Origin of the sequence: Stappia sp., assembly GCF_965276915.1 — a bacterium.
Taxonomy (GTDB): Bacteria; Pseudomonadota; Alphaproteobacteria; order Rhizobiales; family Stappiaceae; genus Stappia.
On the sequence record NZ_OZ255709.1, the window covers coordinates 3,122,788 to 3,137,663 of the forward strand.

Consider the following 14,876-nt stretch of genomic DNA (forward strand, 5'->3'; position numbering starts at 1 on the left):
GTCGTAGGTCGCCTCTGGCTTGCAAGTGGCCTCTGGCTTGCAAACCGAGAAGCTTGGGCTGCAAACCGAGAAGCTTGGCAAATTCGGGACAGGTTCGAAACTCCATGCGCTACAGGTGTCTGGCAATCCTGCTTTTGACGTCCGCGATGGTCACCGGTTGCGCCTACGCGCCCTCCGGCACTCTGGTCGAGGCCCTGGAGCCCGAACACGCCCGGGGCACAACCCTCACGGCACCGGCCTCTCAAGCCGAACTCTCCCGCCAGCCCGCGGCCGGCGCGCCGACGGATCTGGCGGCCGGCGTGCCGGACACAGGCCTGCAGTCTTTGCCCCCGCCCACGGCCTATGGTCCGACGGGCGAGGCGGTTGCGGCCGTTCCCGGAGAAGTCGGTCCGCTCGGGGCCGGCCAGGCCGGAACCAACCCGGACGGCGGCGGACCGGGCACGCTTCTCTCCCGTGACCAGGCCGACGCCACCCGCGACTGGCTCAAGGGAATTGCCCAGACGCGCAGCGCGGATGCGCGGCCGCGCGCCTCCACGACGGCCGGCCAGCTGCGCGAGTTGCGCGAGAATCACGGATCGCGCGCCATCTCGGAGATCGAGGCGGACGCGGCGGACTAGCGCGGCATCCGGGGTTTGTCCGCGCGGCCGCGAAACGGGGCGCAAAGAGCCCGGTATTTTGACGGCTACGACGATTTTTGCCGGTGCATGCCGGCCTCGCGGCTGGTATGAAACCGCCGTTCACGTCCGGTCAGGCGGAGGCCGCCGCCAGGACGTGTGCCGAAGTCCGCAGGCGCGCATCGACCCCGGCGCGGGCGGACACCACGCTTTGCGGGTGAGGATTGAGCCATGGAAGAGTTCTACCAGACGCGGCGGCTGCCGCCCTACGTGTTCGAACAGGTCAACCGGCTCAAGGCAAAGGCACGCGCGGGCGGCGCCGACATCATCGATCTGGGCATGGGCAATCCCGACCTGCCGACCCCGAAGCACATCGTCGACAAGCTGACCGAGACGGTCCAGAATCCCAAGACCCACCGCTATTCGTCCTCCAAGGGCATTCCGGGCCTTCGCCGCGCCCAGGCCGCCTATTACGAGCGCCGCTTCGGCGTGAAGCTCGACCCGGACACCCAGGTCGTCGCCACGCTCGGCTCCAAGGAGGGCTTTGCCAACATGGCGCAGGCGATTTCCGCGCCCGGCGACGTGGTGCTGGTTCCCAATCCGAGCTACCCGATCCACGCCTTCGGCTTCCTGATGGCCGGCGCCGTGCTGCGCGCCATTCCGGCGGAGCCGGGGCCGGAGGTGTTCCATGCGCTGGAGCGGGCGCTGATCCATTCGGTGCCCAAGCCGATCGCGCTGATCCTGTGCTACCCGGCCAACCCGACCGCCTATGTGGCCGATATCGAGTTCTACCGGGACGTCATCGCCTTCGCCAAGAAGCACGACATCTTCGTCCTCTCGGACCTTGCCTATTCGGAGATTTATTTCGGCTCGACGCCGCCGCCCTCGGTGCTGCAGGTGCCCGGCGCCATGGATGTCGCGGTGGAGTTCACCTCGCTCTCCAAGACCTTTTCCATGCCCGGCTGGCGCATGGGCTTTGCCGTTGGCAACGAGCGGCTGATCGCGGCCCTTGCCCGGGTGAAGTCCTATCTCGACTACGGTGCCTTCACGCCGATCCAGGTCGCGGCGGCCGCGGCCCTGAACGGCCCGGAGGACTGTATCGTCGCGGCCCGCGAGACCTACCGCAAGCGCCGCGACGCGCTGGTCGATTCCTTCGGTCGCGCCGGCTGGCAGATCCCCTCGCCGGAGGCCTCGATGTTCGCCTGGGCTCCGATCCCGGAGAAATACCGCCACCTGGGGTCGCTGGAATTCTCCAAGCTCCTGATCGAGCATGCCGACGTTGCCGTCGCGCCGGGCCTCGGGTTCGGCGAGTATGGCGACACCCATGTGCGCATCGCCCTGGTGGAAAACGAGCAGCGCATCCGCCAGGCGGCGCGCGGGCTGCGCCGCTTCCTTGAAACGGCGGACGAAAAGTTGCACAACGTCATCCCCATCGGAGCCTCGGGTTGAGGGCGTGCCGCCTCGTGCGACGCGGCCTTCCGCAAACGGATCGCGATTTTCATGAAAGTTGACTTGCGCGTCGGCGTCGCCGGCCTCGGTACGGTTGGTGCGTCCCTCGTTCGCCTGCTGCGGCAGAAATCAGACAGTTTCGCCGCCCGCTGCGGCCGCAAGGTCGTGGTGACGGGCGTCGCCGCGCGCGACCGCTCGCGCGATCGCGGCATCGACCTGTCGCAATTCGCCTGGCACGACACCGCCACGGCGCTCGCCGTCTCGCCGGACATCGACGTCTTTGTCGAGCTGATCGGCGGCGACAGCGGCGCGGCCGAGGACGGTGTCCGGGCAGCGCTTGCCGCCGGCAAGCACGTGGTCACCGCCAACAAGGCGCTGCTTGCCCGCCACGGCGTCGAGCTTGCCCGTCTTGCCGAGCAGAATGGCGTCAGCCTGTCCTTCGAGGCGGCCGCGGCAGGCGGCATCCCGGTCGTCAAGACGATGCGCGAGGCGCTGGCCGGCAACGACATCACCCGCATCTACGGAATTCTCAACGGCACCTGCAATTACATCCTGACCCGGATGGAGCAGGACGGCCTCGATTTTTCCGACTGCCTCGCCGATGCCCAGCGGCTCGGCTATGCCGAGGCCGATCCGACCTTCGACATCGAAGGCTTCGACACGGCCCACAAGCTCGCGATTCTCACCTCGCTCGCGTTCGGCTGCGAGATCGACGTCGATGCGATCTACCTGGAGGGCATTTCCTCCATCACCCGCGCCGACATCGAGGCGGCGAGCGAGCTCGGCTACCGGATCAAGCTGCTGGGCGTCGCGCAGCGCACCGAAAGCGGCATCGAGCAGCGCGTCCATCCGACCATGGTCCCGCGCGCCTCGGCCATTGCCCGCATCGACGGTGTGCTCAACGCGGTCGCCATCGACGGCGACGCTGTCGGGGAGGTCGTGCTGGTCGGCCCCGGTGCCGGCGGCAACGCGACGGCCTCCGCCGTTCTCGGCGACATCGCCGACATCGCCCGCGGCATCCATGTGCCCACGCTCGGACGTCCCGTCGGCGAGCTGTCGCCCTACCGGGCCGCGCGCATGCGCCTGCACGAGGGCGGCTATTACATCCGCCTTGCCGTCTACGACCGTCCCGGCGCCTTTGCCGAGATTGCCCGGATCATGGCTGTAGAGGGGATTTCGCTGGAGTCCATCGTCCAGCGCGACCGCACCCGCAAGTCGGGCGAGGCGGGCGCGCATACCGATGCGCCTCAGCCTGTCATCCTGATCACGTATGAAACCACAGAGGCCGCGGTCAAGCGCGCGCTGGCGACGATCTCCGAACAGAACGTCGTTGCCGGCACGCCGCAGATGATCCGGATCGAGAAACTCGGCTGAGCCGCAAGCAAAGCCCCATATTCGAGGAACCGATGTCCAAGACCGAAACCGTCCCCAGTGAAGCTCTCGACCGCATTCTGACCCTGGAACTGGCCCGCGTCACCGAACGCGCCGCCGTCGCCGCCGCCCGCCTGCGTGGCCGGGGCGACGAGATGGCCGCCGACCAGGCCGCCGTCGATGCGATGCGCCGCGAGCTCAACTGCCTGCCGATCGACGGCACGGTGACCATCGGCGAGGGCGAGCGCGACGAGGCGCCGATGCTCTATATCGGCGAGACCGTCGGCACCGGCGACGGCCCGGCGGTGGACATTGCCCTCGACCCGCTCGAAGGCACGACGATCTGCGCCAAGAACCTGCCGAATTCGCTCGCCGTCATCGCGATGGCACCGAAGGGCGGGCTGCTCAACGCGCCCGACAGCTACATGGACAAGATTGCCATCGGCCCGGGTTATCCGGCCGGCATTGTCGACCTGGACGCTCCGGCGGCCGAGAACATCGAGGCGCTTGCCAAGGCCAAGGGCGTTCCGGTCGGCGAGATCACGGCTTGCGTTCTTGATCGTCCGCGCCATGCCCGCCTGATCGAGGAACTGCGCGCCACGGGCGTCTCGGTTCGCCTGATCGGCGATGGCGATGTCGCCGGCATCATCCACACCACCGATGCCGACGAGACCGGCATCGACATCTACATGGGCATCGGCGGCGCACCGGAAGGCGTGCTCGCGGCGGCGGCCCTGCGCTGCATCGGCGGCCAGATGCAGGGGCGTCTGGTGATCACCCGCGACGAGCAGGTCGAGCGCGCCCACCGGATGGGCATCGACGACATCAAGCGCAAGTACACGATGGAAGAAATGGCCAAGGGCGACGTGCTCTTTGCCGCCACCGGCGTCACCGACGGCAACTTCCTGCAGGGCGTCCGCTTCGGCCGCACCGACATCACCACCCACACCGTGGTGATGCGCGCGGCGACCGGAACGGTCCGCTACATCAAGGCACGCCACACCCAGCTCGAGAAGTTCCACCTCGACTGAAACGCGAGGCGCTGAAGGCGACCGCATGACCCGACCCGATCCGAGTGCCCCCTCCGACGACGCGCGTCGCCGCGTTCTCGGCGTGGCGCGCTCGGTCGGCGAGAAGGCCTGGCGGGAACGGCTGACCTCGCAGCAAGGGGCAACCGCGCTCGCCATCGCGCAGCGCCTCGGCCTGCCGGAGATCGTTGCAAGGGTGCTTGCCGCCCGCGACGTGTCGCTGGAAGCCGCCGCCGGCTTCCTTGATCCCACGATCAAGGAGCTGATGCCGGACCCCTCGACCCTTCGGGACATGGACGCGGCCGCCGCCCGCGTCGCCGATGCGGTCATGGCGGGCGTGCCGGTTGCGATCTTCGGCGACTATGACGTCGACGGCGCCACGTCCTCGGCGCTGCTGTCGCGTTATCTCGCCGCGCTTGGCACGCCGAACCGCATCCATATTCCCGACCGCATCGTCGAGGGTTACGGGCCGAACGGTCCGGCGATCCGCATGCTGCGGGAGGAGGGCGCGGGTCTCCTCGTCTGCGTCGATTGCGGCAGCACCTCCTTCGAGGCTTTCGAGGACGCCCGCGCCGTCGGGCTGGATGTCGTCGTTCTCGACCACCACCAGGTCGGTGAGGAGCTTCCCCACACCGCGGCACTCGTCAATCCCAACCGCCAGGACGACCTGTCCGGCCTCGGCCATCTTGCCGCCGTCGGCGTTACTTTCGTCTTTGTCGTCGCGCTCAATCGCGAACTGCGCCGGCGCGACTTTTTCAACGCGCGCCACGCGCCTGACCTGCTGTTGCTGCTGGATCTTGCCGCTGTCGGCACGGTCTGCGACGTGGTGCCTCTCAAGGGTCTCAACCGCGCCTTCGTGCGCAAGGGCCTGCTGGCGCTGCATGGCCGCGCCAATGCCGGCCTGGCGGCCCTTGGTGACGTTGCCCGCATCCACGGCCCGCCGACGCCCTATCATCTCGGCTTCATGATCGGCCCGCGCATAAATGCCGGCGGGCGCATCGGCGACGCGGCGCTCGGCGCGCGATTGCTGACCACCGACGACATGGACGAGGCGCGCGGCATTGCCGAGCGGCTCGACGCCCTCAACGGCGAACGCCAGGCGATCGAGGCGGAGATGCTGCTTGAGGGCGACGCGCAGGCGCTGGTCGCCGTCGAGGCCACCGATCCCGCCGTGCTGCTCACCGGCTCGGATGGCTGGCATCCCGGCGTTGTCGGGCTCGTTGCCTCGCGCCTGAAGGACCGCTACCGCCGGCCCGCCTTCGCCATCGCCTGGGACGTCGACGGCAAGGGCACCGGATCGGGTCGCTCGGTCCCCGGCGTCGATCTCGGCGCCGCCGTGCGCAAGGCGGTCGAGGAAAAGCTCCTGGAAAAGGGCGGCGGCCACGCCATGGCAGCCGGTCTCACCATCCGCCGCGAGCGGCTTGCCGATCTGGCGGCCTTCCTCGACGAGCGGCTCAAGGCCGATGTCGAGGCCGCCCGCGCCGCGACGGAACTCAAGATCGACGGCGCGCTGACGGCAAGTGCGGCAAGCGTCGAGCTCATCCATGCGCTGGAGCAGGCCGGCCCTTTCGGCGCCGGCCATCCCGAGCCGGTCTTCGCCTTCCCCAGCCACCGCATTTCCTATGCCGACGTGGTCGGCAAGGGCCATGTCCGGCTGACGCTTGGCGATGGCGGCGGCGGTTCGCTCAAGGCCATCGCCTTCAAGGCGGCAGACACGCCGCTCGGCCAGGCGATCCTCGAGGCGCGCGGTGCGCCGCTGCATGTCGCGGGGTCTCTCTCGATCGACAACTGGCAGGGGCGCGAGCGCGTCCAGCTTCGGGTCATCGACGTCGCCGATCCGCGCAAGGTCCGTCATTGACGCCCTGACGCCCCGCCGACCAGTTCGCCGGCAGACTGATCACGCCGGCTTTGCAAGCTCATCGAGCGCGGCAGCGACATCCTCCGTCTCCGGCCGGCTGCCGATCCCCGACAGCGCGGCCCGCGCCAGCCTCAGCCCGGCCCGCAGCGCAACTGCGTCATCGCATCCGCCAAGCCTTGCGTGAAGGTATCCGGCGGCAAAGGCATCGCCGCCGCCCGTACGGTCCACCGGCACCACCGGTTCTGGCGGGACGGTCACGGTCTCCGCGCCGCGATGGCAGGTGACGCCCTTGTCGCCCCGCGTCACGATCAGCCGCCTTGTCCCGTCCGCATGGGCCCCGGCAAGCAGCACCGCCAGATCCGCTACGCCGGCGGTTTTCAGGGCGGCGTCCAGTTCGTCCTCGTTGGTGAAGGCGATATCCGGATCCTGAAGTAACACCAGGCTGACCCTGCCGTTGAGATCGGTGGAGACGCTTGCCTGCGCGAGATCCGCGCGCCGGCCCCCTTCGAACAGCAGGGCATGAAGGGAGGGCGCGAAATGGACGTGGTCGACACCTGAAAGGCTGGTTCCGGCTGCGAGCGCCCGCCAGTGTGCATCGACCCCGCGCGGGCCGCCGCAGACCATCGCCTTCGTCGTTCCGCCCGAGAAGATCGAGGCGACCGACGGCCCGACATCCGCGAGGTGGGCAATGCCGGCGACATTGACACCCGCCTCGGCGAGAAACCCGGTCGCCATCCGCGACACCGGGTCCGTTCCCGTGACCGCATGGAAGCTCACGTCATGGCCGAGACGGGCGAGCCAGTGGGCGACATTGGCCGGCGCGCCGCCGCCCGCGATCGTCATGTCGGGGGTCTGCACCTTCTCGTGCTGACGCGGCAGCTGCGGTACGCGGTAGAGGATGTCGACGCCGAGATTGCCGAGGATCGCGATGCGGCTCATGCGCCGACCTTGCCGCTGAAGGCGGCCATGATGAAGCGCTGCGCGAAGGCGAAGAGGACGAGCACGGGCAGGGCCGAGAGCAGGGCGACCGCCATCATCGGGCCCCATAAGGGCTCCACGTCGTCGAGCGAGGTGAAGGCCTTCAGGCCGATCGCGAGCGTCCGTTTTTCCGGCGAGTCCAGCACAAGCAAGGCCCACAGATAGATGTTCCAAGCGCCCATGAAGCTCACCACCGCCAGCGAGGCGATGGCGGGAACGACGTTGGGCAGCGCGATCTGGAAAAACTGCCGGAACGGGCCGGCATTGTCGAGCCTTGCCGCCTCGAACATCTCGGGCGGAAGCGTCTTGAACGCCTGGCGGGCGAAGAAGACGTAGAAGCCCACATAGGCGATGGAGGGAACGATCACCCCGGCCCGGGTGTCGTACCAGCCGGTCAGCGACACGCCGACATAGAGCGGCACGATGCCGATCGCGACCGGAAAGGCCATGGTCGCGATGATGGCGCGGAACAGCCACTCGCGCCCCGCGAAACGCAGATGCGCGAAGGCAAAGCCCGCCGGGAAGGCGATGGCGAGCTTGCCGAGCGTGACGAGGCTGGCGATCACGACCGAGTTGACCAGCCAGGCGCCGACCGGTTGCTCGGCGAACGCCATGCGGAAATTGGCGAGCGACGGTTCGTCGGGCCAGAATCGGAACGCCTTGGTGAGCACCAGTTCGTTGGGCGTGAAGGCCGTCGTCGTCATCCAGAACAGCGGAAAGATCGCAAGCAGGGTCGCCACTGCAAGCAGGACATGGCTCACCAGGTGGCGGCGCGCGAAGGCATCAGCTTTCATAGTGGACCTTTCGCTCCAGCAGGCGGAACTGCGCCCAGGTGACCACGAGCACGAGCATGATGATGATCACCGAGGCGGCGCTTGCCTGGCCGAACTGGAAGTATTTCAGCCCCCGCTCGAACATGTAGTAGAGGATGTTGGTCGAGGAGCCGTAGGGTCCGCCTCCGGTCAGCACGTCGATCACGCCGACAATATCGTCGAGAATGCTGAAGCTGGTGGTGACGGCGACGAAGAAGAAGGTCGGCGAGATCAGCGGCAGCTCGATGGTCCTGAACCGCGTGAAGGGCCCCGCCTTGTCGATGGTCGCCGCCTCCAGGATGTCCTTCGGGATGCTGACAAGGGCGGCCAGGAACAGCAGCATGTTCAGCCCGAACGTCTTCCAGAAGGTGACGATCGCGACGGTCCACAGCGCCAGGTCCGGGTCCGTGTACCAGCGGCTCGGCGATTGTCCGAACGTGGTCAGCACCGTGTTGAGGAAGCCGTTCAGCGGATCGAAGAGCCACAGCCAGGCGATGCCGGCGGTCGAATAGGCAAGGATCGTCGGCAGGAACAGCAAGGGCTTGTAGATCCGGCCCGCCCGGCTTTCGCCGACGCGCAGTAGGAAGGCGGCGAGCGCCAGCGGGATAACGATCTGTGCCGGGATCAGCACGATGCAGTAGAGAGCCGTGTTCCAGGCCGCCTCGCGGAAATACGGGTCGCCCAGAACCTGGACGTAGTTGTCCAGTCCGACGAAACGGGCTTGCGGATGGATGAAGTTCCAGTCGGAAAAGGACAGTCCGACGGAAAACAGCACCGGGGCATAGAGGAACACGGCGACGAACACGATCGCCGGCCCCGTCAGCAGATACGGGGCCAGCGTCGTCATCGTGGTCCGCACAAGGGCGCGGGTCATGATGTGTTGTCTCGTCCCGCGCCGTCTCAGTTGGCGACGAGACGGGCGAGATCGTCCTTGGCGCGGGCAAGACCCTCGGCCGGCCGGACCTCGCCGTCAAGAATGCGGGCGACCCATTGGCGCCACACGTCCTGGCCTTCCAGGCCACGCGCGCCCGGCCAGATCGTCTCCGGCGTCAGGCCGGCCTCGAGCTGGGCATGGGATGCCTCCTGCAGCGGCCCGCGCGCGATGTCGTGCACGGAGGTGTTGAGGTAGCCGACCTCCGACCAGATCTCCTGGCCTTCCCTCGATGCGCAGAAGGCGAGGAAGTCCATCGATGCCTTCGCCAGTTCCTCGTCGCGGGCATAGACGGCCAGGAAGTTGCCGCCGGAGTTCATGTTGCGGTTGCCCTCGATGCTCGGGAACATCACGTCCTTGAACTCGATGTCGGCCTTGGCGGCGGCCGCGGCGCGCGAGGAGGAGGTGGTGACGATGGCGATGTTGCCGGCGAACATGGCCTTCTGCTGGGCGCGGTAGTCCATGTTGCTCCACAGTTCGGCGCGCACCGGCTCGGCGAAACGGGTCATGCCCTCGATCGCCTCGGCGCTGTCGCACACGAGCCTGTCGCCATCGAGGATGAAGCCGCCGGCATTCTGGACATAGGCCTGCGAGGTCCATTCGTTGTTGGACAGGTCGAGAGCCGAGCGATAGGTCGGATGGTTCTTGCCGCCGAGCGCCTTGTCGATCTTCGCCGCCTGTTCCATCAGCCAGGCATGGCTCACGTCGAGCGGGATGTTGTCGTCGAGGCCGGCCTCGCGCCACAGGTTCATGTTGATCCAGGTGACGGGCGTCGACATTGCCCAGGGCAGGCCGATCAGCGCGTCGTCGATGGTGACGAGCGGGCGCACATTCGGCTTGAACTGGTCGATGATCTCTTCCGCCCTGGCGGCGTCGATCTCGGCAAGGTCGCGTGCGCCAAGGGTCCGGCGGGCGAAGTAACCGAACTTCCAGCCGGTGACCATCATTTCCGGCGGGCGGCCCGAAGCGATGGAGGCGAGCGCCTTGGTGGCCATCTCCTGGTAGTCGCCATCCATCCGGTTGACGACGCTGACGCCTGTCTTCCTGGCGTTATAGGCGTCGACGACCTTCTGGAACGGCTGGTTGGAGCCCCAGGGGCTGGAAACCGTGACGGTCGTGTCGGAGCTGGCAAGAACGCTGTGGGGAAGCAGGGAGGCGGCGGCGAGACCTGCCGTTCCGGCCAGGAAGGTGCGGCGCGTGGACGTGAATTGTGCCATGTCGGAAACCTCTCGGAGAGCCTGTGGGGAGCAGGAGTGACGTGCCGCTCTTTCCTGTATACACAGCAGCGACTTGCCGGTTTTACCGGGGCTCGACGAAAGATCTGTGACAGTTCATGAGTAATAACTATATGTGACATAAAGCTTTTTCGGAACGGTGCCGAGTCACGAGGCGTCGGCCAGAAAAATTCTGAGGCGGCTGTCGGGCAGATGTGAAAGGGATCAGCGGGTTGGATGCGATCGAGGAATTGAGGCGGCTTGCATCGACGGCCTATCTGAATCGGAGCGACCGTCCGATCTGGCTGCAGATCTATGACCGTATCGAGGTTGCGCTGGAAAGCGGAACGCTCGCCGAAGGGGAGAAACTGCCCGGCGAAGACGATCTCGCCACCCTGTTCGGCGTCAGCCGGATCACCCTGCGCCGCGCTCTCGACCGTCACCAGCGCGAAGGGCGGCTTCAGGCGCGAAAGGGCGTCGGGATCTTCGTGCGCGCCCCCACGGTGCGCTATCTCGTGCATCGCCACGAGGCGTTCAACGAAGCGGTCTGCGACGATGCGGCCGAACTGAAGATCCTCTCGCTGGTGCGCAAGCCTGCCTCTGCCGCCGCGATCCGTGCCTTTTCCCTTGCCGAGGGGGAGGAGGTGTTCGCGATGCGCAGTGCCATCGTCGTCGGCGCGACGCCGGTCTATCTCGCCGCCAAGGAATTCCGCATCGACGTCTTCACCGGCATGGAGGCGGTGGTGGCGCGCGGCGGCTCGATCCTCGATGCCTATGCGGCGGCCGGCATTCCGCGCTACGTGCGCGCCGAGACGCGTATCTTTGCCGACTTCGCCACCGAGGCCGAGGCGGGCGAGCTTCAGGTCTCCGTCGGCGCGCCATTGCTGCGCTCACGTTCCTTCAACACCGACCTGGAGAACCGCGTGATCGAGGTCAATGCCGGGTGCTGGCCGATGTTCGCCGTCGAACTGGTCTTTGCCAGCGGGCCCGCCGACATTGCCACAAGCAGTGTCCTCGACCCGGCCCCGCGCCGGTCCTGAGGTGTTCGTGCCGAGGCGTTGACGGGCGCGTATGGCCGCTTTTGCCCATCGGCAGGAATTGCCGCTCCGTTAAGGAAGGGGAAACCCCGGCAGCGCTACCCTGACGGCGGATGGAAGAAGCGGGATGGAATCATGTCTCCTCGGGCCCAGTTGCGTCATTTGATGGCCGATGTCGACAGTGCCGCCGACAATGCGGAGCGTGCCTTGCGCCGGCTTCAGGCAAAGGGCGTCACCGCCCGCGTCGAGGACAGTGAACCGGCCGTCACGCCGGTCCGCGCCGGTCTTGTGCTGGCATCCCTGCTGATGGCCGCCAAGATGCTCGGCCTGCAGGACTGACGACGCCCTCTGGGCCCGGTCATCGACAGGCCTGATCGTCAACAGGATTGACCGACGCGCGGACCGCCCGCGCGTTTTGTCGTCTTGATCCGGGCACGGCTTGCGGTCAGCATCGCCGGCATGACCCAGCCAGCCTCATTGCCCGACACCCTCCGCATCGCGCTTTGCGCCTTCAACCTTGCCAGGGGCGGCCCTTCGCGGGACAGCTTTCTTGCAGCGATCGACACCCGTCTTACGCGGGCAAGAGACGAAGGCGCCGCGCTCCTCGTCCTGCCCGAATATCTGAGCGAAGCCTTCCTCGCCTGGAAACCGGACGGCCTCGCCCCGACTGAGGAACTCGCCTACATGGCGGGCGAGGCCGAGGCGCTTCTGCCCGACCTTCGCGCGTTGGTGGCGCGGCATGGCGTATCGCTCATTGCCGGCTCCGTGCCCTGGCCCGACGGGGCGGGCGGCCATCTCAACCGGGCTGTCGCGCTGCTGTCCGACGGGCGCGACATTGTCCATGACAAGCTGGCGCTCACCCCGTTCGAGCTCGACCGCGACAGCTGGCTGCTGACGCCGGGCGACAGGGTCGTGCGCTTCGAGTTCGCCGGCCTGTCGATGATGATGCTGATCTGCCTCGATATCGAGATGCCGGCGCTCTCCTGCCTCATCGCCCGCGATGCGCCGGACCTCCTCATCGTGCCGTCGATGACCTCGAGCCTTGCCGGCTATCACCGCGTCTTCGGCTGTGCGAAGGCGCGCGCGGTCGAACTGATGTGCTCGGTCGCGGTCTGCGGTGTGGTCGGCGCCGCGCCCGGAACCACGCAGAACGACACGAATGTCTCCGGAGCCGCCCTCTATATCCCGTGCGAGCCCTCGCTCGGCTATCGCGGTGTTGCCGGTGAAATCGCGCCCGTGGACGGGACGAAGGGCGAGGAGCCTTTCCTCATCGCCGATGTGCCGGTCGCCGCCATCCGCGAGTTGCGCGCCGGCGGGGCCGAGGTCTGGCCGGGCAACTGGTCGGCCGACAAGATCATCCTGGCGAGGACCTGAGGCACATGAACGAACTCTCCGCGAACCCGGCACTGCCCCTCAATGGCGGCTGCCTCGTGGCCGCCGGCCTTTCCGGACTTGCCGGCGTCGCGCTGTCCGCAGCTGCCGCCCACAGTGCTGCGGCCGATCTTCTCGATCCGGCCGCGCGCATGCTGCTGTTTCACGCGCCGGCCTTCCTGGCGCTGGCGGTTCTCGTGCCGGCGCGGGGCAGGGGTGGCGGCATGGTGCGCCGGGTGCTGGCGGTCGCCGGCATCGCGCTCGGCCTCGGGCTTCTGCTCTTTTGCGGAGATCTCTGCGCGCGCGCCTTGCTCGGCCACAGGCTCTTTGCCTTCGCAGCGCCGCTTGGCGGCACGCTTTTGATGAGCGGCTGGCTCGCCGTTCTCCTGGCCGGCGCGATGCGGCTCGCCGCTCGTCGCACCTGAAAGACACCCGCCTGTGCCACTGCATCGCGGCGCTCTCCCGGGAGGCGACGCAATGGCTAGCCCCGATGTCGGTTTTGTACAAGCCGTGCCGCTTTATCGGCTGCACAACAACAGGACACGCTGATCGCCTGTCCTGTTGCCGGCGCCGTCTTGATCGAGGCTCGCATGACCCGTTATTCCTTCTGGGATCTGGCGTTGAAGGCACTCAACGCCCATCAGGACTGGGGCCACCAGTGGCGCAAGCCCGATCCGAAGCCCGAGTATGACGTCGTCATCGTCGGCGCTGGCGGCCACGGGCTGGCGACGGCCTACTACCTTGCCAGCCAGCACGGCATCACCAATGTAGCGGTGCTGGAGAAGGGCTGGCTCGGCGGCGGCAACACCGGCCGCAACACCACCATCGTGCGGTCCAACTACCTGTGGGAGGAGAGCGAGGGGCTCTACGACCACGCCATGGACCTGTGGCAGGATCTCTCCCAGGAGCTGAACTACAACGTCATGTATTCGGCCCGCGGGGTGATGATGCTCGCCCACACGGTGCATGACGTGCAGGTGTTCAAGCGCCATGTCCACGCCAACCGGCTTGCCGGCGTCCAGAACGAGTGGCTGAGCGCGGAGGAGGCGAAGGACTTCTGCCCGCCGCTCAACATCGGCAGGAACATCCGCTATCCGGTGATGGGCGCTGCGCTGCAGCGCAAGGGCGGCGTCGCCCGCCACGACGCGGTCGCATGGGGCTATGCGCGCGGTGCCGACAGGCGCGGCGTCGACATCATCCAGAACTGCGCCGTCACCGGCATTCGCCGCCATGCCGACGGTTCCGTCGCCGGCGTCGAGACCTCGCGCGGTTTCATCAAGGCAAAGAAGGTCGGCGTGGTTGCCGCCGGCCACTCCTCGGTCGTCATGGAGATGGCGGGCGTGCGCATGCCGCTGGAATCGAACCCGCTGCAGGCGCTGGTCTCCGAGCCGGTGAAGCCGTGCTTCCCTTGCGTGGTCATGTCCAACACGGTGCATGCCTATCTGTCGCAATCCGACAAGGGCGAACTGGTGATCGGCGCGGGCACCGACCAGTACGTTTCCTACAGCCAGACCGGCGGCTTGCAGATCACCACTCACACGGTCGATGCCATCTGCGAGCTGTTCCCGATGTTCCGCCGCATGCGCATGCTGCGCAACTGGGGCGGCATCGTCGACGTGACGCCCGACCGCTCGCCGATCATCGGCAAGACCCCGGTGCCGGGGCTCTTCGTCAATTGCGGCTGGGGCACGGGCGGCTTCAAGGCAACGCCGGGCTCGGGCCATGTCTTCGCCCATACGCTCGCCCATGGCGAGCCGCACCCGATCAACGCGCCCTTCACGCTGGACCGGTTCCGCACCGGCCGGCTCATCGACGAGGCGGCGGCCGCCGCCGTCGCACATTGAGGCCGCACATGACCCGTCAGCCCGTCAATCTTGCCGAAAAGCTCTCGCTCTTCTCCGAGCACTGGTCGCCCAGGATCGTCGGGTCCTTCAACGGACACGACCTGATGGTGGTCAAGGTCAAGGGCGAGTTCACCTGGCATTCGCATCCCGATACGGACGATTTCTTCCAGGTTCTCTCCGGCCGGCTGACCATTCGCATGCGCGACGGCGACGTGACCCTCGGCCCGGGCGAGATCTACGTTGTCCCCAAGGGCGTCGAGCATTGCCCCGTCGCCGAGACCGAAACCCACGTTCTGCTGATCGAGCCCTCCGGCACGCCCAATACCGGCGACCCGGAGACGGCCGCGCAGAAGACCGAGATCTAGGACA

Annotated in this window: 15 protein-coding genes; 11 read left to right on the forward strand and 4 right to left on the reverse strand. The window is 67.2% G+C overall.

Annotated elements, in window-relative coordinates:
- The first annotated feature begins 104 nt into the window (after positions 1–104).
- From ACQY46_RS14465 to recJ, 5 genes are all read left to right on the forward strand, one after another.
- On the forward strand, positions 105–617 hold the full coding sequence (locus tag ACQY46_RS14465; RefSeq protein WP_428696734.1) for a hypothetical protein: 513 nt from the start codon (positions 105–107) through the stop codon (positions 615–617).
- 228 nt (positions 618–845) lie between these two features.
- Positions 846–2,063 (forward strand): LL-diaminopimelate aminotransferase, encoded by a 1,218-nt coding sequence (locus ACQY46_RS14470; RefSeq protein ID WP_306027556.1) that lies wholly within the window; start codon positions 846–848, stop codon positions 2,061–2,063.
- A gap of 51 nt (positions 2,064–2,114) precedes the next feature.
- Positions 2,115–3,437 (forward strand): homoserine dehydrogenase, encoded by a 1,323-nt coding sequence (locus tag ACQY46_RS14475; RefSeq protein WP_428696735.1) that lies wholly within the window; start codon positions 2,115–2,117, stop codon positions 3,435–3,437.
- A gap of 32 nt (positions 3,438–3,469) precedes the next feature.
- On the forward strand, positions 3,470–4,465 hold the full coding sequence (gene glpX, locus ACQY46_RS14480; protein WP_428696736.1) for a class II fructose-bisphosphatase: 996 nt from the start codon (positions 3,470–3,472) through the stop codon (positions 4,463–4,465).
- A gap of 25 nt (positions 4,466–4,490) precedes the next feature.
- On the forward strand, positions 4,491–6,320 hold the full coding sequence (recJ, locus tag ACQY46_RS14485; RefSeq protein ID WP_428696737.1) for a single-stranded-DNA-specific exonuclease RecJ: 1,830 nt from the start codon (positions 4,491–4,493) through the stop codon (positions 6,318–6,320).
- 39 nt (positions 6,321–6,359) lie between these two features.
- Here recJ and ACQY46_RS14490 read toward each other — a convergent pair whose 3' ends face one another.
- From ACQY46_RS14490 to ACQY46_RS14505, 4 genes are read right to left on the reverse strand one after another with little or no spacing between them, the layout of a single operon-like run.
- The gene (locus tag ACQY46_RS14490) at positions 6,360–7,259 is read right to left on the reverse strand and encodes a carbohydrate kinase family protein (protein ID WP_428696738.1); all 900 of its coding nucleotides are present in this window, start codon (positions 7,257–7,259) and stop codon (positions 6,360–6,362) included.
- Positions 7,256–8,092 carry a carbohydrate ABC transporter permease gene (locus ACQY46_RS14495; protein ID WP_428696739.1) on the reverse strand — a complete coding sequence of 279 codons (837 nt, stop codon included), beginning with the start codon at positions 8,090–8,092 and terminating at the stop codon, positions 7,256–7,258. The genes ACQY46_RS14490 and ACQY46_RS14495 overlap by 4 nt, the downstream gene beginning before the upstream one ends.
- Positions 8,082–8,984, reverse strand: coding sequence for a carbohydrate ABC transporter permease (locus ACQY46_RS14500; RefSeq protein WP_428696740.1), 903 nt, complete (start codon positions 8,982–8,984; stop codon positions 8,082–8,084). The genes ACQY46_RS14495 and ACQY46_RS14500 overlap by 11 nt, the downstream gene beginning before the upstream one ends.
- A gap of 26 nt (positions 8,985–9,010) precedes the next feature.
- Positions 9,011–10,258 (reverse strand): extracellular solute-binding protein, encoded by a 1,248-nt coding sequence (locus tag ACQY46_RS14505; RefSeq protein WP_428696741.1) that lies wholly within the window; start codon positions 10,256–10,258, stop codon positions 9,011–9,013.
- A 230-nt stretch (positions 10,259–10,488) separates the two neighbouring features.
- Between ACQY46_RS14505 and ACQY46_RS14510 the strand changes: the two genes are divergently transcribed.
- The 6 genes from ACQY46_RS14510 to ACQY46_RS14535 all read left to right on the forward strand — a co-directional run bounded on the left by ACQY46_RS14510 (position 10,489) and on the right by ACQY46_RS14535 (position 14,872).
- On the forward strand, positions 10,489–11,295 hold the full coding sequence (locus tag ACQY46_RS14510; protein ID WP_428696742.1) for a GntR family transcriptional regulator: 807 nt from the start codon (positions 10,489–10,491) through the stop codon (positions 11,293–11,295).
- 132 nt (positions 11,296–11,427) lie between these two features.
- Complete coding sequence (locus ACQY46_RS14515) at positions 11,428–11,631, forward strand: hypothetical protein (RefSeq protein WP_428696743.1); 204 nt, start codon at positions 11,428–11,430, stop codon at positions 11,629–11,631.
- A 120-nt stretch (positions 11,632–11,751) separates the two neighbouring features.
- Positions 11,752–12,666: a nitrilase-related carbon-nitrogen hydrolase gene (locus tag ACQY46_RS14520; protein WP_428696744.1), complete on the forward strand. Its 915-nt coding sequence runs from the start codon at positions 11,752–11,754 to the stop codon at positions 12,664–12,666.
- A gap of 5 nt (positions 12,667–12,671) precedes the next feature.
- Positions 12,672–13,088: a DUF423 domain-containing protein gene (locus ACQY46_RS14525; RefSeq protein ID WP_428696745.1), complete on the forward strand. Its 417-nt coding sequence runs from the start codon at positions 12,672–12,674 to the stop codon at positions 13,086–13,088.
- Positions 13,089–13,253: 165 nt separating this feature from the next.
- The gene (locus tag ACQY46_RS14530; RefSeq protein WP_428696746.1) at positions 13,254–14,507 is read left to right on the forward strand and encodes a sarcosine oxidase subunit beta family protein; all 1,254 of its coding nucleotides are present in this window, start codon (positions 13,254–13,256) and stop codon (positions 14,505–14,507) included.
- 8 nt (positions 14,508–14,515) lie between these two features.
- Complete coding sequence (locus ACQY46_RS14535) at positions 14,516–14,872, forward strand: cupin domain-containing protein (protein WP_428696747.1); 357 nt, start codon at positions 14,516–14,518, stop codon at positions 14,870–14,872.
- The last annotated feature ends 4 nt before the right edge of the window (positions 14,873–14,876 follow it).